The sequence below is a fragment of the Superficieibacter sp. BNK-5 genome (genome assembly GCF_047456055.1).
Lineage (GTDB): Bacteria > Pseudomonadota > Gammaproteobacteria > Enterobacterales > Enterobacteriaceae > Superficieibacter.
On sequence record NZ_CP179893.1, the window covers coordinates 2,502,478 to 2,522,709 of the forward strand.

General features: G+C 53.1%; 24 protein-coding genes and 1 tRNA gene. 12 read left to right on the forward strand and 13 right to left on the reverse strand.

All coding sequences use genetic code 11. The annotated features are described in order from the left end of the window. The first annotated feature begins 147 nt into the window (after positions 1 to 147). The 3 genes from dinB to prfH all read left to right on the forward strand — a co-directional run bounded on the left by dinB (position 148) and on the right by prfH (position 3,168). Positions 148 to 1,203, forward strand: a complete 1,056-nt coding sequence (gene dinB / locus ACMGGS_RS11940; RefSeq protein ID WP_414162836.1) for a DNA polymerase IV — start codon at positions 148 to 150, stop codon at positions 1,201 to 1,203. Positions 1,204 to 1,414: 211 nt separating this feature from the next. Beyond that, positions 1,415 to 2,554 (forward strand): RNA ligase RtcB family protein, encoded by a 1,140-nt coding sequence (locus ACMGGS_RS11945; protein WP_414162837.1) that lies wholly within the window; start codon positions 1,415 to 1,417, stop codon positions 2,552 to 2,554. Then, positions 2,551 to 3,168: a peptide chain release factor H gene (prfH, locus tag ACMGGS_RS11950; RefSeq protein ID WP_414162838.1), complete on the forward strand. Its 618-nt coding sequence runs from the start codon at positions 2,551 to 2,553 to the stop codon at positions 3,166 to 3,168. The genes ACMGGS_RS11945 and prfH overlap by 4 nt, the downstream gene beginning before the upstream one ends. 76 nt (positions 3,169 to 3,244) lie before the next feature. On the opposite strand, the gene pepD is transcribed toward prfH, so the two are convergent. Continuing rightward, positions 3,245 to 4,702 carry a cytosol nonspecific dipeptidase gene (gene pepD / locus ACMGGS_RS11955; RefSeq protein ID WP_414162839.1) on the reverse strand — a complete coding sequence of 486 codons (1,458 nt, stop codon included), beginning with the start codon at positions 4,700 to 4,702 and terminating at the stop codon, positions 3,245 to 3,247. 256 nt (positions 4,703 to 4,958) lie between these two features. Between pepD and gpt the strand changes: the two genes are divergently transcribed. The 3 genes from gpt (at position 4,959) to crl (ending at position 7,212) form a co-directional block, all read left to right on the forward strand. Continuing rightward, on the forward strand, positions 4,959 to 5,417 hold the full coding sequence (gene gpt / locus ACMGGS_RS11960; protein WP_276163927.1) for a xanthine phosphoribosyltransferase: 459 nt from the start codon (positions 4,959 to 4,961) through the stop codon (positions 5,415 to 5,417). 100 nt (positions 5,418 to 5,517) lie between these two features. Continuing rightward, positions 5,518 to 6,762, forward strand: a complete 1,245-nt coding sequence (frsA, locus tag ACMGGS_RS11965; RefSeq protein WP_414162840.1) for an esterase FrsA — start codon at positions 5,518 to 5,520, stop codon at positions 6,760 to 6,762. Positions 6,763 to 6,819: 57 nt separating this feature from the next. After that, positions 6,820 to 7,212: a sigma factor-binding protein Crl gene (gene crl / locus ACMGGS_RS11970; protein WP_414162841.1), complete on the forward strand. Its 393-nt coding sequence runs from the start codon at positions 6,820 to 6,822 to the stop codon at positions 7,210 to 7,212. Between the two features lie 68 nt (positions 7,213 to 7,280). Here the strand turns inward: crl and phoE are convergent, their stop codons facing one another. Beyond that, a complete protein-coding gene (gene phoE / locus ACMGGS_RS11975) occupies positions 7,281 to 8,348 on the reverse strand; it encodes a phosphoporin PhoE (protein ID WP_414162842.1) in 1,068 nt (355 codons plus the stop codon). 291 nt (positions 8,349 to 8,639) lie between these two features. Here phoE and proB point away from each other — a divergent pair, with 291 nt between their 5' ends. From proB to ACMGGS_RS11990, 3 genes are all read left to right on the forward strand, one after another. Further along, a complete protein-coding gene (proB, locus tag ACMGGS_RS11980; RefSeq protein WP_414166256.1) occupies positions 8,640 to 9,743 on the forward strand; it encodes a glutamate 5-kinase in 1,104 nt (367 codons plus the stop codon). A gap of 10 nt (positions 9,744 to 9,753) precedes the next feature. Next, positions 9,754 to 11,007 carry a glutamate-5-semialdehyde dehydrogenase gene (gene proA / locus ACMGGS_RS11985; RefSeq protein ID WP_414162843.1) on the forward strand — a complete coding sequence of 418 codons (1,254 nt, stop codon included), beginning with the start codon at positions 9,754 to 9,756 and terminating at the stop codon, positions 11,005 to 11,007. 117 nt (positions 11,008 to 11,124) lie between these two features. After that, positions 11,125 to 11,200: transfer RNA gene (locus ACMGGS_RS11990), tRNA-Thr, on the forward strand. A 14-nt stretch (positions 11,201 to 11,214) separates the two neighbouring features. Here ACMGGS_RS11990 and ACMGGS_RS11995 read toward each other — a convergent pair. The 9 genes from ACMGGS_RS11995 to ACMGGS_RS12035 form a co-directional block, all read right to left on the reverse strand. Further along, positions 11,215 to 12,333, reverse strand: a complete 1,119-nt coding sequence (locus ACMGGS_RS11995; RefSeq protein WP_414166257.1) for a site-specific integrase — start codon at positions 12,331 to 12,333, stop codon at positions 11,215 to 11,217. After that, on the reverse strand, positions 12,255 to 12,605 hold the full coding sequence (locus tag ACMGGS_RS12000) for a helix-turn-helix domain-containing protein (RefSeq protein ID WP_414162844.1): 351 nt from the start codon (positions 12,603 to 12,605) through the stop codon (positions 12,255 to 12,257). Before ACMGGS_RS12000 ends, ACMGGS_RS11995 begins: the two co-directional genes overlap by 79 nt. A gap of 9 nt (positions 12,606 to 12,614) precedes the next feature. Next, positions 12,615 to 12,857: a DUF4060 family protein gene (locus ACMGGS_RS12005; protein WP_414162845.1), complete on the reverse strand. Its 243-nt coding sequence runs from the start codon at positions 12,855 to 12,857 to the stop codon at positions 12,615 to 12,617. Then, a complete protein-coding gene (locus tag ACMGGS_RS12010; RefSeq protein WP_414162846.1) occupies positions 12,854 to 13,033 on the reverse strand; it encodes a hypothetical protein in 180 nt (59 codons plus the stop codon). The genes ACMGGS_RS12005 and ACMGGS_RS12010 overlap by 4 nt, the downstream gene beginning before the upstream one ends. A 34-nt stretch (positions 13,034 to 13,067) precedes the next feature. Further along, on the reverse strand, positions 13,068 to 14,153 hold the full coding sequence (locus ACMGGS_RS12015; RefSeq protein WP_414162847.1) for a RecT family recombinase: 1,086 nt from the start codon (positions 14,151 to 14,153) through the stop codon (positions 13,068 to 13,070). Positions 14,154 to 14,165: 12 nt separating this feature from the next. Continuing rightward, positions 14,166 to 17,120 (reverse strand): RecE family exodeoxyribonuclease, encoded by a 2,955-nt coding sequence (locus tag ACMGGS_RS12020; RefSeq protein ID WP_414162848.1) that lies wholly within the window; start codon positions 17,118 to 17,120, stop codon positions 14,166 to 14,168. A gap of 85 nt (positions 17,121 to 17,205) precedes the next feature. Continuing rightward, positions 17,206 to 17,367: a YdaE family protein gene (locus tag ACMGGS_RS12025; protein WP_414162849.1), complete on the reverse strand. Its 162-nt coding sequence runs from the start codon at positions 17,365 to 17,367 to the stop codon at positions 17,206 to 17,208. An 18-nt stretch (positions 17,368 to 17,385) separates the two neighbouring features. Next, positions 17,386 to 17,568, reverse strand: coding sequence for a DUF1482 family protein (locus tag ACMGGS_RS12030; RefSeq protein ID WP_414162850.1), 183 nt, complete (start codon positions 17,566 to 17,568; stop codon positions 17,386 to 17,388). After that, complete coding sequence (locus ACMGGS_RS12035; protein WP_414162851.1) at positions 17,568 to 17,846, reverse strand: hypothetical protein; 279 nt, start codon at positions 17,844 to 17,846, stop codon at positions 17,568 to 17,570. The genes ACMGGS_RS12030 and ACMGGS_RS12035 overlap by 1 nt, the downstream gene beginning before the upstream one ends. Before the next feature lie 276 nt (positions 17,847 to 18,122). On the opposite strand from ACMGGS_RS12035, the gene ACMGGS_RS12040 reads away from it, so the two are divergent. Continuing rightward, entirely contained in the window at positions 18,123 to 18,317 is a 195-nt protein-coding gene (locus ACMGGS_RS12040) for a hypothetical protein (RefSeq protein ID WP_414162852.1), read from the forward strand. Here ACMGGS_RS12040 and ACMGGS_RS12045 read toward each other — a convergent pair. Beyond that, the gene (locus ACMGGS_RS12045; RefSeq protein ID WP_414162853.1) at positions 18,283 to 18,501 is read right to left on the reverse strand and encodes a hypothetical protein; all 219 of its coding nucleotides are present in this window, start codon (positions 18,499 to 18,501) and stop codon (positions 18,283 to 18,285) included. The two genes, ACMGGS_RS12040 and ACMGGS_RS12045, sit on opposite strands and share 35 nt — an antisense overlap. A 196-nt stretch (positions 18,502 to 18,697) precedes the next feature. Continuing rightward, the gene (locus tag ACMGGS_RS12050; RefSeq protein ID WP_414162854.1) at positions 18,698 to 19,324 is read right to left on the reverse strand and encodes a LexA family protein; all 627 of its coding nucleotides are present in this window, start codon (positions 19,322 to 19,324) and stop codon (positions 18,698 to 18,700) included. 103 nt (positions 19,325 to 19,427) lie between these two features. Here ACMGGS_RS12050 and ACMGGS_RS12055 point away from each other — a divergent pair, with 103 nt between their 5' ends. Then, positions 19,428 to 19,643, forward strand: a complete 216-nt coding sequence (locus ACMGGS_RS12055; protein ID WP_414162855.1) for a helix-turn-helix domain-containing protein — start codon at positions 19,428 to 19,430, stop codon at positions 19,641 to 19,643. A gap of 39 nt (positions 19,644 to 19,682) precedes the next feature. Next, positions 19,683 to 20,003 carry a CII family transcriptional regulator gene (locus tag ACMGGS_RS12060; RefSeq protein WP_414162856.1) on the forward strand — a complete coding sequence of 107 codons (321 nt, stop codon included), beginning with the start codon at positions 19,683 to 19,685 and terminating at the stop codon, positions 20,001 to 20,003. The last annotated feature ends 229 nt before the right edge of the window (positions 20,004 to 20,232 follow it).

A 20,232-nucleotide genomic window follows, 5' to 3' on the forward strand; every position in this document is an offset into this window, starting at 1 on the left:
AGCGTTTACAAACGAGTTTGCGTTTAAACGTCTTTTTACGGACTTTCGAACGAAACGGCTGGCGGATTCGCCGAACAAGAATAAACACGCTTCTCAATAACTTCAATGTCACTGTATACTTATCCAGTGAGTGATGGGGGGCTTCTCATGCGTAAGATCATACATGTCGATATGGACTGCTTTTTCGCGGCGGTAGAGATGCGCGACAACCCGTCCCTGCGTGATATCCCCCTCGCCATCGGCGGCAGCCGCGAGCGGCGTGGCGTGATCAGCACCGCCAACTATCCGGCGCGTAAATTTGGGGTGCGCAGCGCAATGTCCACGGCAATGGCGCTAAAATTGTGCCCCCACCTGACGCTATTGCCGGGACGCTTTGAAGCCTACCGTGAAGCCTCTGATCATATTCGCGAAATCTTCGCCCGCTACACTTCGCTGATTGAACCGCTTTCGCTGGATGAAGCTTATCTGGATGTCACTGATAGCCTTCACTGCCACGGCTCCGCGACCTTAATGGCGCAGGCGATCCGCAAGACCATTTATGATGAACTCAATCTCACCGCTTCGGCGGGTATTGCGCCGATTAAATTCCTCGCCAAAATCGCCTCTGACCTGAATAAGCCCAACGGACAATATGTTATTACGCCGGAAGATGTGCCGACTTTCATTAAAAGTCTGCCGTTAAGTAAAATTCCCGGTGTCGGCAAGGTGTCGGCGGCGAAGCTGGAAAATATGGGGCTGCGGACTTGTGAAGACGTGCAAAATAGCGATCTGGCACTGCTACTTAAGCGCTTTGGCAAATTTGGTCGCGTATTGTGGGAGCGTAGCCAGGGCATTGATGAACGCACGGTCAATAACGAACGGCTGCGAAAATCGGTTGGCGTCGAGCGCACGCTGGCGGAGGATATTCACGAATGGCACGACTGCGAAGCCATTATTGAACGTCTTTATCCGGAACTGGAACGCCGGCTGGCAAAAGTGAAACCTGATCTGCTTATCGCTCGTCAGGGCGTTAAACTCAAATTTAATGATTTTCAGCAGACGACCCAGGAACACGTCTGGCCGCGGCTCAATAAAGAAGATTTGATCGCTACCGCACGCAAAACCTGGGATGAACGCCGGGGCGGGCGAGGCGTCAGGCTGGTCGGGCTGCACGTCACGCTGCTTGACCCGCAGCTGGAGCGACAGCTGTTGCTGGGATTATAAGTCAGACCTTTAAGACTTAATAACCATTGCACAACCCGAATTTGAGTATTACTATACGCGCGTTTTCTACTCTCAATAACTGCAAAGGAGGTTCATCATGACATTTAATTCCCTGAACGCACTTTGCAGACATTTCCAGGATTAATCTTCCTTTATTGCCCTGGATTCGTCTGCCATTTCCTGATTTTTTAATTCATATATGGAATGGTATATGGGCAATTATATTCGTCCTTTATCGGATGCGGTATTTTCCATCGCATCAGATACTCTGTGGATCGAAGGTTCTGCGATCCAACAATTACATACTACCGCTAAATTAGCGGGCATGACGCGCGTCGTCGGGATGCCCGATTTGCATCCGGGACGTGGCTATCCCATTGGCGCGGCATTCTTCTCCCGTGGGCGTTTTTACCCGGCGCTGGTGGGCAACGATATCGGCTGCGGAATGGCGCTGTGGCAAACCGATTTACTGTCCCGCAAGTACAACGCCGACAAAACGGAAAAGCGGCTGGCTGAACTAACGGATGTGGCCGACGCGCAGTGGCTGGCGGAAAACGTTCCCGCCGCAATGCAACATCATCCCTGGCGCTCCGCGCTGGGATCGATTGGCGGCGGCAATCATTTTGCCGAGTTGCAGCAGATCGATAGCATCGCCGATGCAGAGACCTTCGCTCTGTCAGGTTTACAGAAAGCGCAGCTATTACTGCTGGTGCACAGCGGTTCGCGCGGTCTGGGGCAGGCTATTTTACGTCGTCACGTCGAGGCGTTCTCACATGACGGTTTGCCGGAAGAGAGCGACGATGCACGCCGCTATCTTGATGAGCATAACGATGCACTGGCCTTTGCCCGCTGCAATCGTGAAATGATTGCCCGGCGGATCCTGCAACAGATCAAAGCAGAGGGCGAACCGCTGCTGGATGTAGCGCATAACTTCGTCGAACCCTGCACGGTAGCGGGTGAAGCAGGTTGGCTGCATCGCAAAGGGGCCACGCCTGACGGGCAGGGGCTGGTGATCATTCCCGGTTCGCGTGGCGATTTTAGCTGGCTGGTGAAACCGATTGTCAGCGAAGAGAGTCTCTTCTCACTGGCGCACGGCGCGGGGCGTAAGTGGATGCGCACCGAGTGTAAGGGCCGGTTATCGGCAAAATTTACTCCGCTCCAGCTCAGCCGTACCGACATGGGCAGTCGGGTGATTTGCCGCGATCGCCAGCTGATTTATGAAGAAGCGCCGCAGGCGTATAAATCTGTCGACAGCGTCGTGGATTGTCTGTTCGATGCCGGACTGATTACGCCGGTTGCCCGCCTGCGTCCGGTACTGACACTGAAAACCGCAGGGGAGAAAAACGCATGATCTTATTGCAACTCTCGTCTGATCAGGGGCCGGACGAGTGCTGTCTGGCGGTGCAAAAAGCGCTGAACCGTCTGGTTAAAGAGGCCGCCAGTGAGAAGGTCTCGCTGACGCTGCTCGAAACGGAGCCTGGAAGATTACCCGACACGTTGCGCTCCGCGCTGGTCTCGCTGGACGGCGAAAAGGCAATGGCACTCAGCGAACGCTGGTGCGGCACGCTACAGTGGATTTGTGCCAGCCCGTATCGCCCGCACCACGGACGCAAAAACTGGTACGTTGGCGCGGCGCGTTTTACCCCTTCGGAGCAGGCGTTTTCCGCAGAGATACGCTTTGAAACCCTGCGTTCGTCCGGGCCGGGCGGGCAGCATGTTAATAAAACCGACTCGGCGGTGCGCGCCACGCATATTGCGACGGGGATCAGCGTTAAAGTGCAGTCGGAGCGCAGCCAGCATGCCAATAAGCGGCTGGCCTGTTTGCTGATAGCACACAAGCTGGAGCAGCGTCAGCAGGAACAAGGCGCGGAATTAAAATCGCAGCGGCGGATGTTTCATCACCAAATTGAGCGGGGGGATCCTGTGCGGACGTTTAAGGGGATGAATTTCAGCGTGGTATCGTAACGGTCCTGAACCCGGCAAGCATTTGTCGCCGGGTTCATCATCAAAAATCCGCGCCTCTGTTATGGCGCGGATATTATTACTTCTGCGGAATCGCCTTCAGCAGTTCGGTCAGCAGCGTCCAGTACTGGCCCACGCTTTCGATATGCACCTGCTCATCCGGGGAGTGCGGACCGGTAATGGTTGGCCCGATAGACACCATATCCATCTGCGGATACGGCTTCTTGAACAGACCGCATTCCAGACCGGCATGGATCACCTGAATGTTCGGCGTTTTGTTGAACAGACGCTGGTAAGTTTCACGCACCAGCTGCATTACCGGTGAGCTGGCATCCGGCTGCCAGCCTGGATAGCCGCCTTTCGGCTGGGTTTTGGCTCCCGCCAGTTTACCCAGCGATTCCAGCATGCTCACCACGTAGTCTTTACCGCTGTCGATCAGCGAGCGGATCAGGCAGTGGATCTCAACGTTATCGTCGGTCATGGTCACCACGCCCACGTTCAGGGAGGTTTCCACCACGCCTTTCGCCACGTCGGAATTGCGGATGACGCCGTTCGGCGTAGCGTTCAGCAAATGTACAAAGCTGTCACGAGACTGGGCGTTAAGCGCGCCTTTATCGGTGGTAGCGGGTTCCAGCACGATGGTCAGATTTTTTTCTTTGATCGACAGTTCGTTTTTCAGGATGTCCAGATAAGTGGCAACCTGCGTTTTCAACTGTTCTGCTTTATCGGCAGAGACGGCAACGGTGGCAAAGGCTTCACGCGGGATCGCGTTGCGCAACGTGCCGCCGTTAAAATCCACCAGGCGCAGATCCAGTTCAGCCGCGTGGACCGCCAGGAAGCGCGCCAGCAGTTTGTTGGCGTTGCCCAGACCTAAATGGATATCGCCGCCGGAGTGGCCGCCTTTCAGACCTTTCAGCGTCAGCTTAACGTTCTGGAAGCCCGCCGGGATCGCTTCGCGCGTCAGGTTCAGGTTGGAGGTAAAATCGATACCGCCCGCGCAGCCCATATAGATTTCACCTTCCTCTTCAGAGTCGGTGTTAATCAGAATATCCGCCTGCAACCAGCCTGCCTGCAGACCAAACGCACCGTCCATGCCGGTCTCTTCGGTCATGGTCAGCAGAACTTCCAGCGGACCATGCTCAACGCTATCGTCAGCGAGAACAGCCAGCGCGGAGGCCATACCGATGCCGTTATCCGCCCCCAGCGTGGTGCCGCGCGCTTTAACCCACTCACCGTCGATATACGGTTGGATCGGGTCTTTCGCGAAGTCGTGTACCGTATCGTTGTTTTTCTGCGGCACCATATCCAGATGCGCCTGTAAAACCACCGGCTTACGATTTTCCATACCTGCCGTCGCGGCTTTACGAATCAGGATATTGCCCACAGCGTCGCGATCGACAAACAGACCTTTCTCTTTTGCCCAGCCCATAATGTGCTGTGCGAGTTCTTCTTCATGGTGAGAAGGGTGGGGAATGGAACAAATTTTGGCAAAAATATCCCACAGCGGCTGCGGAGATAGTTGAGACAGTTCAGACACGATAAGTCTCCTTTCGACTTTCTGCAAAGACGCTTGCAGGTCAAGGGTTAGCAAAAAAGATCACACGACAAGTCAGGCTTGCGGGATGAGCTTGAGAATACCACTTTATCCGGTTACGACCAGTATTAAGCACGCAAAAACACCCCGCAATACCGCTTAACACTGGTTTTTAACGTTTCAGATCTCTATAATCTCGCGCAACCTATTTCCCCCTCGAACACTTTTTAAGCCGTAAAAACAGGCTGGGACACTTCACATGAGCGAAAAATACGTCGTCACCTGGGACATGTTGCAGATTCACGCACGCAAACTGGCCACTCGCCTGATGCCCTCAGAACAGTGGAAAGGCATTATTGCCGTTAGCCGTGGGGGTCTGGTTCCTGGCGCGCTGCTGGCGCGTGAACTGGGTATTCGTCATGTAGATACCGTTTGCATCTCCAGCTATGACCACGATAACCAGCGTGAGCTGAAAGTCCTCAAGCGCGCCGAAGGCGATGGCGAAGGCTTCATCGTTATTGACGATCTGGTTGATACCGGCGGCACCGCCGTTGCGATCCGCGAAATGTACCCGAAAGCACATTTCGTCACTATCTTTGCAAAACCGGCTGGCCGTCCGCTGGTGGACGATTATGTTGTTGATATCCCTCAGGACACCTGGATCGAACAGCCGTGGGATATGGGCGTTGTCTTCATTCCGCCTATCTCAGGTCGTTAATTTCCATGCTTTTCAGCGCCCGGTTTACCGGGCGTTGTTCATTTTAGCCTCTGACGCGTTACAATGAGCCTCAATGACGTCATCATGGAGGCTGCGCGCAATGACCCAGGCCAATCTCAGCGAAACCCTGTTCAAACCTCGTTTTAAACATCCTGAAACGTCGACGCTGGTGCGTCGGTTTAATCCGGGCGAACAACCGCTGATGCAATCCACGCTGGACGGTAAAAACGTTCCACACTGGTATCGCATGGTTAACCGCCTGATGTGGATCTCGCGCGGCGTTGATGCGCGTGAAATCCTCGACGTGCAGTCGCGTATCGTGATGAGTACCGCCGAACGTACCGATCCCAACCTTTATGATACGGTGGTCGGCTATCGCGGCGGCAACTGGATCTATGAATGGTCGAAACAGGCAATGCTCTGGCAGCAAAAAGCCAGTCAGGAAGAAGATGCGACCCTCTGCGGTCGCCACTGGCTGCACGCCTCTAACCTTTACAGTATTGCGGCCTATCCTCATCTGAAAGGTGATGAACTGGCTGAGCAGGCGCAGGTGCTGGCAAGTCGCGCCTACGAAGAAGCGGCTCAGCGTCTGCCGGGACAGATGCGTGAAATGGAATTCGCTATTCCCGGCGGCTCTCCCGTGACCGGTTTTTTACATATGCCGGAAGGGGAAGGCCCTTTTCCCACCATCCTCATGTGTGGCGGCCTCGACTCTCTGCAATTTGACTACTACAGCCTGTTTGAGCGCTATTTTGCGCCGCAGGGAATCGCCATGCTGACGCTGGATATGCCCTCGATCGGCTTCTCTTCAAAATGGAAGCTGACACAGGACTCCAGCATGCTGCATCAGCAGGTATTAAAAACCCTGCCGAATATCCCGTGGATCGACCATACCCGCGTGGCGCTGTTTGGATTTCGTTTCGGAGCCAACGTCGCGGTGCGACTGGCCTATCTTGAATCGCCGCGGCTGAAGGCTGTCGCCTGTCTCGGGCCAGTGGTGCACTCGCTGCTCAACGATCCCTTGCGTCAGGGACGCGTGCCGGAAATGTACCTGGATGTGTTAGCCAGCCGTCTTGGGATGCACGACGCCTCCGATGAAGCACTACGCGTTGAACTGAACCGCTATTCGCTGAAAACGCAGGGGCTACTGGGTCGCCGCTGTCCGACACCGATGCTGTCCGGCTTCTGGAAAAACGATCCGTTCAGCCCGGAAGAGGAGTCCCGACTCATCGTTTCGTCATCCGCTGACGGCAAGCTGCTGCCGATCGCCTTTAGCCCGGTGTATCGCAACTTTGACAAGGCGTTGAGAGAAATTACCGCCTGGATTAATCATAGATTTGGTTAATAGTTTGCTAATTTCCATTGATTTGGTAAAACAGTTGCATCACAAAAGGAGATAGCAATGACGTTACCGAGTGGACACCCGAAAAGCAGACTGATTAAGAAATTCACGGCGCTTGGCCCTTACATCCGTGAGGAGCAATGTGAAGATACCCGCTTCTTTTTCGATTGCCTGGCAGTTTGCGTCAATGTCAAACCGGCACCTGAAAAGCGTGAGTTCTGGGGATGGTGGATGGAGATGGATGCCGAGGAAAAACGATTTACTTACCGTTATCATTTCGGCTTGTTCGACAAAGAAGGCAAGTGGCAGCCCACTGAGATCAAAGATCCTGAAGTCAGCGAACGTCTTGAGCACACCTTACGTCAGTTCCATGAAAGAGCGCGCGATCTGCTGAAGACGCTTGAACTTTCTCTGGAGCCAGCAGACGGTTTCTCCGAGCGAGTCCTGAAGTAACCTGTCTGGACGATGAATAAAAAAGCCCTGTATCAACAGGGCTTTTTTCGTTTGAAGCTTAAGCTTCATCAGAACTGATAGGTCAGGCCGGCGGCCACGATGTCATCGCTGTTGATAGCAAGTTTGTTATCGTCATCAAGCTGGTTGATTTTATAATCAACAAAGGCGGACATGTTTTTGTTGAAATAATACGTCGCGCCCACATCGATATATTTTACGATGTCTTCGTCACCGACGCCTTCAATATCTTTTCCTTTGGATTGTACATAGCCCAGAGACGGACGCAGACCAGAATCAAACTGATACTGCGCGACCGCTTCAAAATGCTGAGCCTTATTCGCGAAACCGCCGGAAATTGGCGTCATATTGCGCGTTTCGGAATACATGGTTGCCAGGTAAATATTATTGGCATCATATTTCAGGCCGGTAGCCCAGGCTTCCGCTTTATCGCCGTGACCGCGGGGAGCCAGCGTCAGATTCTGCTGATCGTCGGTACGGTCAGAGTTGGTATACGCGCCGCTGATGGCGAAATCGCTGCCGCCGAAATCATAGGTCAGAGAGGTGCCGACACCGTCGCCGTTCTGTTTCTTCACGTCGCTACGACCTTCGTTTTTGCCCTGATACTGAATGGTCAAATCCAGACCGTCGATTGCGCCGAAGAAGTCGGTATTACGATACGTTGCCAGCCCGCTGGAACGTTTGGTCATAAAGTTATCGGTCTGACCGGACGAGTCGCCGCCGAACTCCGGGAACATATCGGTCCAGGCTTCGACGTCGTACAGCGCGCCAAGGTTACGACCGTAATCAATTGAACCAAATTTACTAAATTTCAGACCGGCAAAAGCCAGACGTGTTTTCTGCGTGCTGCTGTTGCCTTCTTCTTTATTGCCGGCGAATTCGGCTTCCCAGCGACCGAAACCGGTCAACTGATCGTTAATTTGCGTTTCGCCTTTAAAACCGAAACGCACATAAGTCTGGTCGCCATCTTTACTGTCGTTATCACTGAAGTAGTGCATAGCTTTTACTTTGCCATACACATCAAGTTTATTGCTGTTCTTATTATAAACTTCAGCCGCATGAACCGCAGAGGACGCGACAACACCCGTTACCACTAATGCCAGAATACTTTTTTTCATTTTTAACCCTGCTTCTTTGAAAGACACGCTAATAAATATCGGGCGACTGCCCCGTTGAAAACATGAAGGGTTTTAACGTTTGAGGATGAAAGATTTATGACAGTTTCAGATTATTTCTAAAATATTCATTTTAATTATGTTTGTAATCTAAATGTAAACATCAGCCGCTACGCTTGCTGATCCTGCGCAACAAAATGTCACGCCCGATACCGCGAGAGTTGGCAAGCGCTCTCACTCCTGTTACAACATTTGCCTGATATCCATTTATGATTTGTATAACGGCAGAAAATGATGAGTGACAGCCAGACGCTGGTGGTAAAACTGGGCACCAGTGTATTAACGGGCGGATCGCGCCGCCTCAATCGCGCCCATATTGTTGAGCTGGTGCGCCAGTGCGCGCAGCTACATGCCGCCGGGCATCGTATCGTTATCGTAACCTCTGGCGCGATTGCTGCCGGACGCGAACACCTTGGCTATCCGGAGCTTCCGGCCACCATCGCCTCCAAACAGTTGCTGGCCGCCGTAGGGCAGAGTCGCCTGATCCAGCTCTGGGAACAGCTCTTCTCCATTTATGGCATTCATATCGGGCAGATGCTGCTGACCCGCGCCGATATGGAAGACAGAGAGCGTTTCCTCAACGCACGCGACACCCTGCGCGCCCTGCTCGACAACAATATTGTGCCGGTCATCAATGAGAATGACGCCGTGGCGACCACCGAAATCAAAGTCGGCGACAACGATAATCTCTCGGCGCTGGCGGCGATCCTCGCCGGTGCGGATAAACTGCTGCTGCTGACCGATCAGCAGGGGCTTTTTACCGCCGATCCGCGCAGCCATCCCGATGCTGAACTGATTAAAGATGTTTACAGCATCGATGACGCCCTGCGCGCCATCGCGGGCGATAGCGTCTCGGGCCTCGGAACCGGCGGCATGGGTACCAAACTTCAGGCCGCCGATATCGCCTGCCGGGCAGGTATTGATACCATCATTGCCGCTGGCAGCCGCCCCGGTGTGATTGGCGATGTGATGGAAAATCTCTCCGTCGGCACGCGCTTTCACGCGCAGGAATCACCGCTGGAAAACCGTAAGCGCTGGATCTTCGGCGCGCCGCCTGCGGGCGAAATCACCGTTGATGAGGGCGCCACCTCTGCCATCCTTGAGCGCGGTAGCTCATTACTTCCTAAAGGCATTAAAAGCGTGACAGGAAACTTCTCCCGTGGTGAAGTGATCCGTATCCGTAGTCTTGATGGTCGCGACATTGCCCACGGCGTCAGCCGCTACAACAGCGATGCGCTGCGACGCATCGCCGGGCATCACTCTCAACAGATTGACGCTATTCTCGGCTATGAATATGGCCCGGTGGCGGTTCATCGCGACGATATGATCACCCGTTAAGGAGCGAAGTATGCTGGAACAAATGGGTAAGGCGGCCAAAGCGGCCTCTTACCAGCTGGCGCTGCTCGGCAGTAAAGAGAAAAACCGCGTTCTGGAAAAAATTGCTGATTATCTGGAAGTGGAAGCACAGCAAATTCTGACGGCCAACGAGCAGGATCTGCTGGAAGCACGCCGCAACGGCCTCAGCGACGCGATGCTCGATCGCCTGGCGCTGAACCCGGCGCGTCTGAGCGCGATGGCCAACGATGTCCGTCAGGTCTGCCAACTGGCCGATCCGGTCGGGCAGGTGATCGATGGCGGCCTGCTGGATAGCGGCCTGCGTCTCGAACGTCGCCGCGTGCCGCTGGGCGTCATCGGTGTTATTTATGAAGCGCGCCCGAACGTGACGGTGGACGTTGCCTCCCTGTGCCTGAAAACCGGCAACGCTGCGATTCTGCGCGGCGGGAAAGAGACCTGGCGCACTAACGCCGCAACGGTGAAAGTGATCCAGCAGGCGCTGGAAGAGTGCGGCCTGCCCGCAGGCGCGGTGCAGGCGATTGAAAGCCCTGATCGCGCGCTGGTAAGCGAACTCCTGCGCATGGACAAATACATCGATATGCTGATCCCGCGCGGCGGGGCGGGGCTACACAAATTGTGCCGCGAGCAGTCGACAATCCCAGTGATCACCGGCGGAATTGGCGTCTGCCATATTTTCGTCGATGATTCCGCAGAAATCGCGCCAGCCCTCGACATCCTTGTGAATGCAAAAACCCAGCGCCCGAGTACCTGCAACACGGTAGAGACGCTGCTGGTGCATCAGGGGATCGCGGCGCGTTTTCTGCCTGCGCTGAGCGAGCGGATGGCGGAACGCGGCGTTACGCTGCACGCCGACGCTAACGCGCTGGAAATGTTACAAGCGGGTCCGGCGCAGGTTGTTGCAGTCAAAGCAGACGAGTATGACAACGAATTTCTGTCGCTGGATTTAAGCGTCAAAATCGTCACTGATTTAGATGATGCCATTGACCATATCCGTCAGCACGGCACGCAGCACTCCGACGCCATCCTGACGCGCACGCTGCGTAATGCCGGACGTTTCATTAACGAGGTGGATTCTTCCGCCGTTTACGTTAACGCCTCCACCCGCTTCACCGACGGCGGCCAGTTTGGTCTCGGCGCAGAAGTGGCGGTCAGCACGCAAAAACTGCACGCGCGCGGCCCGATGGGACTCGAAGCCCTGACCACCTATAAGTGGATCGGCTACGGCGACGATACTATTCGTGCTTAAATACGGCCGGGTGATGCAAAAATAGTCGGTTGATTCATAAGACCATTGACGCATCGCCCGGTTAGTTTTAACCTTCTACCCCGTGATTTACCGCTGGTAAGTCACTCCCTTCTCAGGGCCGATATAGCTCAGTTGGTAGAGCAGCGCATTCGTAATGCGAAGGTCGGAGGTTCGACTCCTCTTATCGGCACCAGTGAAATCAAATAGTTATCCATATTTCGCTCCTTCCTGTTTATCCCCATGGGACAGATTTGGGACACTCGCATCAAAAATAGCGTCTATCTGCTTTGCATGCTCCGTAAGATGGTTCGGTGCCAGGTGAGCATACCGACGAACCATTTCGATGGACTCCCACCCACCCATTTCCTGCAACACTGATATCGGTACTCCGGCCTGAACTAACCAGCTTGCCCAGGTATGCCGTAAATCGTGAAAGCGGAAATCCTCGATACCAGCTCGGCGCAGAACCGCGCGCCAGGCTGTGTTAGCATCGTAACGCATCTTCCTTACCACCGGGCTTTTACTGCCATCCGGTTTAGTGCAGCTTTCCCTGTAAACAAAAACCCACCTGGCATGATTTCCGATTTGTTTTTTAAGCACACGGCATGCAGTATCGTTCAGGGCTACCCCAATAGCTCTGTTCGATTTGCTCTCCTCCGGGTGGATCCACGCAACCCGGCGCTGCATATCGATTTGTTGCCACTCAAGATTGATGATGTTCGACCTGCGAAGGCCGGTAGCAAGAGCAAACTGAACCACCGACTTCAACGGCTCCGGACATTCATCAATCAGTCTTTTTGCTTCATGAGGTTCCAGCCAGCGAATACGCTTATTCTTTGGCTGAGGTACCTTAATAACAGGCGCTTTATCAAGCACTTTCCATTCACGTTCGGCGGCGCGCAATAATGCCTTGATGAAGGCCAGATGTGTCGCTTTGGTCGCGGCAGCCGCCGGGCGAGCAACATATTCTGGTGCTACTTTCCCTTTTTTCCTCAATGCTTCTGCCTGCAACTTCCAGTTTTCTTCATGCCTCCGGTTTGTCATTTTCTGGATAGCGCTGTATATGCGTGTTTCAGTTATGTCCTTCAGCTGCGATCCCGCAAAATGCTGGAGCCAGAATCCTATCCGGCTCTTATCATCATCCAGCGATTTCTTATGGGCTTTTTCCTCAAGCCAGCGTATGCACGCATCTTCAAAACTCATACTCGGTTTATCGCCGAGTTTACTGATACGCCAGGCTTCAGCCTTTAACCTGTCATGGAGTTCCGTGGCTTGCCTTTTGTCCTTTGTGCCAAGAGACTGCTTAAATCTTTTGCCGTCCGGCAATGTGAAACTGGCGTACCAGGTTTCACCTCTGCGGAAGAGTGACATTTCAATTCCTCTGTTATGCCATTACCCGCGCTCACGCTGACAGTATGCAGCGGAGAATTGATCGCAGCAATGCATGCCTGTCGGGTGGTGAGATAAGGTGATTTCGGCTTATTTGGATCTTTACGTGTTGCCTTGAGCCGCCCAGTCTTTATCCAGTTCGTCACGGTAGGGCGCGAAATACCCAGCATTTCGCATGCCTGTTTCAGGGTCAGGCTATATGGTTCCATGCTTCCTCCTCAGGCTTTCTGCCCTGGCAATCGCTTTAATCTGCGCGCACCGCATAGTGCCGTGGCCACATAGCTGGTACGCCGGTTCGTCACCTCGACCACCACCTTTGCCCCCTCGACCTGCACCGTGTAGGTGCTGACGGTAGCGCGTCGTCCAAACTCCCCGAAGCGTGCGACGTGTTCCGCCAGCGCCGCATCGCATGCCTGCCGGGCAATCGGTGATTGTTTACTGCCTCGGTTAACCAGCTTCATACGGCACGCTCCGGATCGAAACGGTCCCAGCAGTTGCGCTCGATGTTGGTACGCAGGCGGCGTTCTTCCACATCCTCCACCGTGCGGCCCGTAATGCTTACTACTTCCTCGTTGCTGTGCTTCATCAGCAGCGCCAGCTCGTGCATGCTCCAGCGGGTAGTATTTTTATCTGCCATCGTTATTTCGGGAGGGCGAACCCTCCCGCCTCCCTCAGCTAACGTATTCTGGTTTCATATCGAGCAGGTTGATACTGAACCGCTCGTACAGATCATCGCCCAGGTGACGTTTAGCGGCCGCCAGCGTCTGTTCAGCTTTTGCGAAAAGCTCAGCCGCCTCAGGCTCGCCGGGCTGGGGCAGGGAATTGATCGCCGCTTCGACTTTATTGCGTGCATCCACCAGGTAATAACGCTTAACCGCTTTGTTTTTAAGCTCGGTGAACAGCGCAGATCCCAGCATCTGTTTTGCCGTCTCGATATCGGCGCGAACGGCTTTGGCGGCATCCACGTCCTCTGCCTTCTCGATGCGATCGCGGAATTCATCAGCCGCTGCGTCAATATTGACTGTGGATTCCTGCGCGCTGCTGGTGGCTGTCTCTTCCGCTATTTCGGAGACACTGACGCGCTTTGCCGGTGCCGGGTTAATGATTTTTTCCTGGCGCTCGTCGATTTCATCAGCGGTATAAACGCCGAGGATCACATCAGGGCAGTACAGGCGCGCCCAGCGTTTCACTGCCAGATAAGCAAGTTGCTGGCGTGGATCGCTCGCCCACAGTGTTGAATTACGCACCTGCGCCTGAGACAGCATCAGCACCAGTTCACGTGGCTCTTCCTCACCCTTCATCGTTGCCCATACTCGCACACCCACGCCAGCCTCATCCTTCAGATCCCAGCCAGGAGCTATGTAGGTATTGTTTTTCGCACTGGTTTTCTCAACAAACCGGCCGACAATGTTTTCCCAGGCACCAAACCACTCAAAATGTAGGCGGTCTTTCGTGGGAGACATATTGGTAACGACTGCGTTGACCAGCTGGGCTTCATAACCGAGCACGCCGCTGTTTCCGACGATGAAGGTTTTCTGAGCCACCGCGAACGGGTCCATTCCCCAGCGCGCGGCCTGCATTACAACCGCCATACAGGCATCAGGCTTGCCGCGAAAATGCGCTGGCACGAACGATTCGCTGTTCGCCATTACCACTGACAGGGTGCGGAGGCGATCGAACAGTTCACCGTTGGTCAGGATAGAAACGTTGTCGATCATCTGCGTTTTGTTTTCAGTATTAGAAATTGATGTGGTCATTTTCATTTCCCCTTATGCCTGGGCGCGCAGCGCTTCAAGGCGGCGCATATCAAAGTCGTTCAGTTCATCGGTGTAGTCGCTGGTGATCGGCGCGGGCCATACCCCTGTATCGAAGCCGGTAGCGATGGCACGCATGGTTTTTCTGTACTCGAGCATGCCCAGCTCCAGCAGTTCTACGGATGCCTCGATGATCGCGATCCAGTGGTAGTTCTCGTCTTTGTTGACGAATATCCAGAAGAATTGATCCAGCGCTGCAGTTTCGCAGTACATAGCCGCACTCAGGTGATAATCGCGGTCGATAATTTCCCGGTGCAGTCTGGCGCGCAGACTTTCCTGCTTAACATTCCACATGCTGATGGTTTTGAGGTCAGCGCCGATACGAACACCGTCCAGGTCGATTTCGAGGTCCGGGCGTACTCGCACTTCAAGGCCGGTCTCATCGTCAAAGCCGAAATAACTGACTTCAACTGCGCGGCTCGGGTGCGTCAGCAGCATGCCTGCAGTCGGGTGCGCCAGAAGAGCGGATTGTATGGCCACTGCGGTCGCTAATTGCTGGCGTGTCACCAGAATTTTATCGCCCGGATTCTCGCGCCAGGCGTCCAGCAGCTCGTCAGCGAATACTGCATCTGGCTTAACGGATCTCACAGCCTGAATCATGTCGGCTTTGGTGCCGGAAACTTTCAGCGGTGCTGGTTTCTGAGCCTCCTGCGCAACCAGATCAGGATTGATAATCGCCAGCTGCTCCAGCAGCGCGTCACGGCTTCCGGTGGTTTTCACCGGCGCGGGCAGAGTGGCGTTGTACTCCTTGATGCAGGCTTTCATTGCCGTGGCGGTAAAGTTTTTATCGTCACCAACAATTCGCTTAAACTCAGCGGGTAACTCAAGATATGCCAGGCCAAGTGCATCTTTATCACCACCCAGCGACGCCGGCGCGGGCAGGGTGGCGTTGTGCTCCTCAATGAATCGTTTGATATCGTCTGTGCTAAGCAGCACTGGCAGTCCGTTATTGTACTCATCGATAAAGGCACGCAGGGTGGCCGTGGTGGTGAATGCACCATCGGGGATCACCGGCTCGATACTGAACTCTTCTTCAAGTTTTTCCGGCTGCAGTGCCAGTGCATGCACCAGGTTACCCATGTCCAGAACCTTAGACGGCACGCGCGGGATGGTTTTGGCAACGTGACGGGCATTGAAGTACATCAGGCTGACGCGGGCATCCTTTACCTGAGTAGAGCTGACACCGTTCGCAGCGTGGTAAACCTCGTTCGGCAGACCTTCATATCGGCCCGATTCGAAGTACGCCGGAAACTCCGGTACCGATGGTTCAGGTTGTTGCACTGGTGGCTCGATTTGTTGCGCTTTTGGCTGCTTTTGTTTCGTTTCTGGCCCGGTCTGGTGCGGAATATCAGTATTCTGGTTCTGATCCGTCTCCGCCTGGTCAGCGAGATGCGGCGCGTTGGCTGCCAGAATGTCGGCACCGGTTAAGGTAACTGCCGGCGTATCAGCTGCATCAACGCTTTCGACTGCTGGTACCGGAGCTTCAGTCTCGCTCTGGCTGTTGCGAGTCTCTTCCATCTGCACATGATCGACTTTCTCCACTTCCTGTTTTGCGACTTCATTTGAGGGGGTACCCAGCAGGCCTTCGATGGAGAATACGCCATCGCCCATGTTGGCGATTTCAGGTTGTTCGACCGCTGCTTTCCGTTCTGCAACAACCCGCTCGTTTATTTCATTCTCCCAGCTCACCTCCGGCGTATGACCAGCTGCCGCCAGGGTTTCTTCGGTTGGAGCTTTGTGATTGCTTTCCGTTAAATTTGCATTGATATAGGTCTGCAGGCTGACCGGGAAATGATGGGCATTCTCCGCCGCACTGCGAATCAGCACGAAAATCGCAGCACGAGAATAATCAAGAATACCGGCACACTTGCGCAGGGCCGCCGACCATTCTTTGAAAGGGCTTTCTTTTTTGGTTACGATCTCTTTTGCCCGACGGTAAACCCCACCCGGGATGTCATAAATGTTGAAATCCATTGGCAGCGTGGCCAGCGCGATCTCAACATCCAAAGTGTCCAGGGTGTGAACATAGTCGGGATTACGGTCAGTTTTATTACCGCCGCCTGCGTTCGTACCAGTGTCAGTGCGCTGTAAGACTGCATTACCTGATTTCTTAAGCCACTTTGCGGTCACGGCATCACGACCAGGCTTTCTGCCATCAATGCTGGCAGTATTTGAGTTATGACCGTTGATCCACTCAGAAAAGAATGAAACGAGTTGCCGCAGTTGAGGTGATTTGCCATCAGCAGGCCAGATGGATTTGGTATCGGTGAAAAGGTCTGCCAGCGTTTCAGGGAAAACATGCTGCAGCTGGCGAATGTCGTTATTGCGGCAGGCCAGCAGCACATTTTGCGGATAGGTGGCGTCCATATCCATGCTGAGGCGTGAGATTTCCCGTTTCTGATCGTCGCTCAGCTCGTCGAAGAGACCATAGAGCCAGGTACCGAGCGCACGCTGCTCGAAGGTGTATTGCTGATGAGTGAAGGCGCGATCTTGAATGCCATCATCCTTGCCACTGGTTGTGGCTGCATTGTCCGCCTTTAAGCTGGCGTGTTCATCCTGAATGTTGTTGCTCTGCGGGTTGCCGGCAATCGGTAGCCAGGTACGCCCGTCTTCCTGCAGTTCGTAGCGATCGCACCAGGTAAAGTCGATTACGCCTTCTTCAGGCAGATCATCAACCACCGGGAAATTGGTCAGAACAGGCAACTGATAATCCTGCCCACGTCCAGTTTCAATTCCAGCATCTTCAAGGATAACCTGCGCCTGAAGCTTACCGCGTCTCTGTTTTAGCTGAATACCAGAAAACACCGTTCGGTTTTTTTGATTTCTGGCTGGCTTTAATAAGATTGAAAAATTCCATACAGGATCCTCAATTTTGGGTGTTAGAATCCCGGAGCCATTGATAGCGCCCATCGGGTGTTCTTTGGTTTTTGGTAATTTCCAGCGTGCTTTGGTCGGTTCCGCTGGACGTAAAGCCCGCTTCGGCGGGTTTTTGCGTTTAGCCTTCGTGGGCCATCTGATCGTGACTGGCGCATTTCTCGGAGCAGTACTCTTTTTCTTTTCGGGCCAGTTCCCGCCCCCGGCGGTAAAGAAGTGTGCTCTTCACCACTTCCTCAGGCTTAACTGGCTTACTGCAATAACCACATCTGATTTCCATCATCCCTCCCGAAATTAACCTTTAGTTGGCTGGTTGTTCATCAGCGCGGACAATGCCGTCAACCGGATAGCATTCACCGTTAACCTGCTGCTCAACCGCTGCCGCTTCACACTGCTGCTGGTTGTCATACACACCCAGCACCACATCCTGAAAATCACCGTTGGTCATGCCAACCGTCAGCACTAATGCAAAAAGGGTATTCATCAGTACGCTCCGGTTGCCTGGCGGAATTCCTGAACGGCGTGGTACCACATCAGGTCATCCTGTAAAAAACGGGCGATAACGATCTTGTTCTGAGCCGCGCGCACCTTGTTCACGTCGACAACGACGGATTCAAATACGTAGCCGAGGCCAGCCTTGACCATCTGATCGCGGGTGAGAACGACGCTTTCGCGTGGGTGCTCTGTTGAAGTCAGGCGCCACAAACTGCCATTGGCCAGCGGCGTGACTTTGTATTGCGTAGAGTTGTGAATTACTTCCATCTCATCCTCTGCCGTTATCGCCCGGCTGGCGGAACGTTGAAAAACCTTATGCGCACATTTCTGTGTTAAGTGGTCTTCGCTGGTGATGGCCGGCGCTTATCTTCGGCTTGCCTCTCAGGGCTGCAATTCACCACCGCGAAGACCGCTTCTGGATACCAAAACCAGTTCGCAAACTGGCTTTGGTAACGCCACTCGTAAGTGGCTTACCGCCGGTCTTTTATCCACGCCCGGCGCGGTGGTATGCTGGAGTTCCTACACAACCAGCAAGGAAAAATCATGAAAAAAGAAGATAAGGCTTGGCTTCTCGCTGTCGCTTATGCGACCACTCAACCTGACGACGTCACGCCCGAAGAATTTCTCTCAGAGGTTGAGCGCTCAGAAGTCGACTTTCTATCGCTGTTAACCAGGCAGGAAGAAGACAAGTCAAATGAGGCTCTCAAGGTTTGGGAGAAATTAGGCTCCTCAAACTGATTGCACCCAGCGCGGCGTTAACAACAGTTTTCGCCGCTTCATCTACTACATCTGACCGTTTTCCGGCTTTCGTTAATTCGGCTACCACTTCGAGCACTGTTGGCAAAACCTTGTCGATCACAATAATCGCGATGTCTTTGTGGCAAAGCTGACCGTTAAGCAATACCGATTCGTGTTCTTCCATCACCCACCTCGTTATCTGTTGCTGTTTGGATGAAATAAAAATACAAGAAAACTAGTTTTTAGTAAACAATATAACTTGTAATTTTTGATGTGAAAAACCTAATTCATTGTATTAAAAACGAATTTAGTTGTTAAAGTTTTGGGTGGTAGAGGCTGGGAAAGCCCTGATCTTAGCCCAGGGCTTCATATGGTAGGGGTCAAACCAATCTAAGTTTTGTTTCAATGGCGACGCCGATGATTCGACAGTTGCCGTTGATGGATACCAAGGGCCATTGAGGGTTCAGTCCCTTAAGATATTTTTGTCCACCATCAATAACAAGCTTCTTGAATGTTGCTTCGTTAGAATCAGATAGTTTTGCTATAACGAGACTACCATTAATCGCTTCACGACCAGTGTCAAAAAGCACAAAAGTCCCTTCAGGTATACTCAATCCTGCCGGCGCTGTCATTGAGTCTCCATCAACTTGAAGCCAAAATGCCTCACCTTGAATGTGTGCATCTGACTCAAGCCAGTTATCAATATCTTTTAGCGTGTACGCCTCAACAGCCTCAAGCCATGCACCTGCCTGTATCTTACTTAATACAGGATATTTTTTACCCGGCACATATGGGGATATTTGTGAAAAATTTTCATCACCATTAAGAATCCAGTCAACGCTGACTCCAAGGGCTTTAGCCAGCTCAGGAAGATATCGAGGCCTCCTGGTTTTCCCATTTTCCAGCTGCTCTATTGCTTGCTGAGAAGCTTTAACTTTTTCAGCGAGTTCTGTTTGGGTTAGACCTAACTGCTCTCTTTTGGCTCTTACTCTCGCCGAAATAGACATTTTCTACTCCTTTATTTTCATCCTCCCATGTTCACAAGTAAGCTTGTAATTGACAAACAAGTTATATTGTTTTTAAATACAAGATAATTTGTAAGGAGGTTCAATGAAAACCATTTCAGACCGCTTAAAAGATCGTCGTAAGTCTCTGTCTCTAACTCAGGAAGAGTTAGCCAATTTGGCTGGAGTTAAGCAGCAAACAATTCAGCTCATCGAATCCGGCAAAACTAAACGTCCGCGGTATCTCGCGGAATTGGCTAAGGCATTGGATTGTGAGTCGTATTGGTTGCTGCATGGAGAAGACCAGAAAGCAGCCCATTAGAGATCTTATCGTCTGTGCAAACACCAAGGAGTTTCCATCATGCACAACGCAATAGCACGAAAGTTAGAACCGCCGATTCTCAACCCGCTTGAAATTGAGAGCGTTTTTCTCAACCGGCTTGCGTCGGTGGGCCAAAAAAACTACGCCGAGCAGATCGGCATCAGTGAATCAACGGTGAGCAAGCGCAAATCAGATGGCCACTTTGCCGAGATGGCTAAAGAGCTTTCTGCGCTCGGATTGCAGGTTGTACCGCCGGAAGCGGTTGTGGTTTCCCGTGACTACCTGGCATCGGTCGAGACGCTGGCTGATATCGGTTTACGCGCAGAACGTTGCAGGCCGGGGCCGCTGGGGTGGGACTGATGAATCATATCGAGTTTATCGAAAAGCATGTTTGCGAAGAACTCATTAAACAGGGCTTCAGCGTGGCTGTGGCTCAGGGGGGGCATGGCAGGCGGTCGACTTGTACAAGCGCATGTCTCAGGCTAGCCGTAAGGGGAGGATTTTCGAGGATGTTTTACGTCACGCAAAATTGTGGGCAGAGAAACAACAACTGCCTTCAGACAAGTTCGGGAGGAAGCGCGTTAAGGGT

Bases quoted from the DNA above. Each gene is read 5' to 3' on its own strand.
- dinB (WP_414162836.1), top strand. From the start codon at position 148: ATGCGTAAGATCATACATGTCGATATGGACTGCTTTTTCGCGGCGGTA.
- ACMGGS_RS11945 (WP_414162837.1), top strand. From the start codon at position 1,415: ATGGGCAATTATATTCGTCCTTTATCGGATGCGGTATTTTCCATCGCA.
- prfH (WP_414162838.1), top strand. From the start codon at position 2,551: ATGATCTTATTGCAACTCTCGTCTGATCAGGGGCCGGACGAGTGCTGT.
- gpt (WP_276163927.1), top strand. From the start codon at position 4,959: ATGAGCGAAAAATACGTCGTCACCTGGGACATGTTGCAGATTCACGCA.
- frsA (WP_414162840.1), top strand. From the start codon at position 5,518: ATGACCCAGGCCAATCTCAGCGAAACCCTGTTCAAACCTCGTTTTAAA.
- crl (WP_414162841.1), top strand. From the start codon at position 6,820: ATGACGTTACCGAGTGGACACCCGAAAAGCAGACTGATTAAGAAATTC.
- phoE (WP_414162842.1), bottom strand. From the start codon at position 8,348: ATGAAAAAAAGTATTCTGGCATTAGTGGTAACGGGTGTTGTCGCGTCC.
- proB (WP_414166256.1), top strand. From the start codon at position 8,640: ATGAGTGACAGCCAGACGCTGGTGGTAAAACTGGGCACCAGTGTATTA.
- proA (WP_414162843.1), top strand. From the start codon at position 9,754: ATGCTGGAACAAATGGGTAAGGCGGCCAAAGCGGCCTCTTACCAGCTG.
- ACMGGS_RS12000 (WP_414162844.1), bottom strand. From the start codon at position 12,605: ATGGAACCATATAGCCTGACCCTGAAACAGGCATGCGAAATGCTGGGT.
- ACMGGS_RS12005 (WP_414162845.1), bottom strand. From the start codon at position 12,857: ATGAAGCTGGTTAACCGAGGCAGTAAACAATCACCGATTGCCCGGCAG.
- ACMGGS_RS12010 (WP_414162846.1), bottom strand. From the start codon at position 13,033: ATGGCAGATAAAAATACTACCCGCTGGAGCATGCACGAGCTGGCGCTG.
- ACMGGS_RS12015 (WP_414162847.1), bottom strand. From the start codon at position 14,153: ATGACCACATCAATTTCTAATACTGAAAACAAAACGCAGATGATCGAC.
- ACMGGS_RS12020 (WP_414162848.1), bottom strand. From the start codon at position 17,120: ATGGGCGCTATCAATGGCTCCGGGATTCTAACACCCAAAATTGAGGAT.
- ACMGGS_RS12025 (WP_414162849.1), bottom strand. From the start codon at position 17,367: ATGATGGAAATCAGATGTGGTTATTGCAGTAAGCCAGTTAAGCCTGAG.
- ACMGGS_RS12030 (WP_414162850.1), bottom strand. From the start codon at position 17,568: ATGAATACCCTTTTTGCATTAGTGCTGACGGTTGGCATGACCAACGGT.
- ACMGGS_RS12035 (WP_414162851.1), bottom strand. From the start codon at position 17,846: ATGGAAGTAATTCACAACTCTACGCAATACAAAGTCACGCCGCTGGCC.
- ACMGGS_RS12040 (WP_414162852.1), top strand. From the start codon at position 18,123: ATGAAAAAAGAAGATAAGGCTTGGCTTCTCGCTGTCGCTTATGCGACC.
- ACMGGS_RS12045 (WP_414162853.1), bottom strand. From the start codon at position 18,501: ATGGAAGAACACGAATCGGTATTGCTTAACGGTCAGCTTTGCCACAAA.
- ACMGGS_RS12050 (WP_414162854.1), bottom strand. From the start codon at position 19,324: ATGTCTATTTCGGCGAGAGTAAGAGCCAAAAGAGAGCAGTTAGGTCTA.
- ACMGGS_RS12055 (WP_414162855.1), top strand. From the start codon at position 19,428: ATGAAAACCATTTCAGACCGCTTAAAAGATCGTCGTAAGTCTCTGTCT.
- ACMGGS_RS12060 (WP_414162856.1), top strand. From the start codon at position 19,683: ATGCACAACGCAATAGCACGAAAGTTAGAACCGCCGATTCTCAACCCG.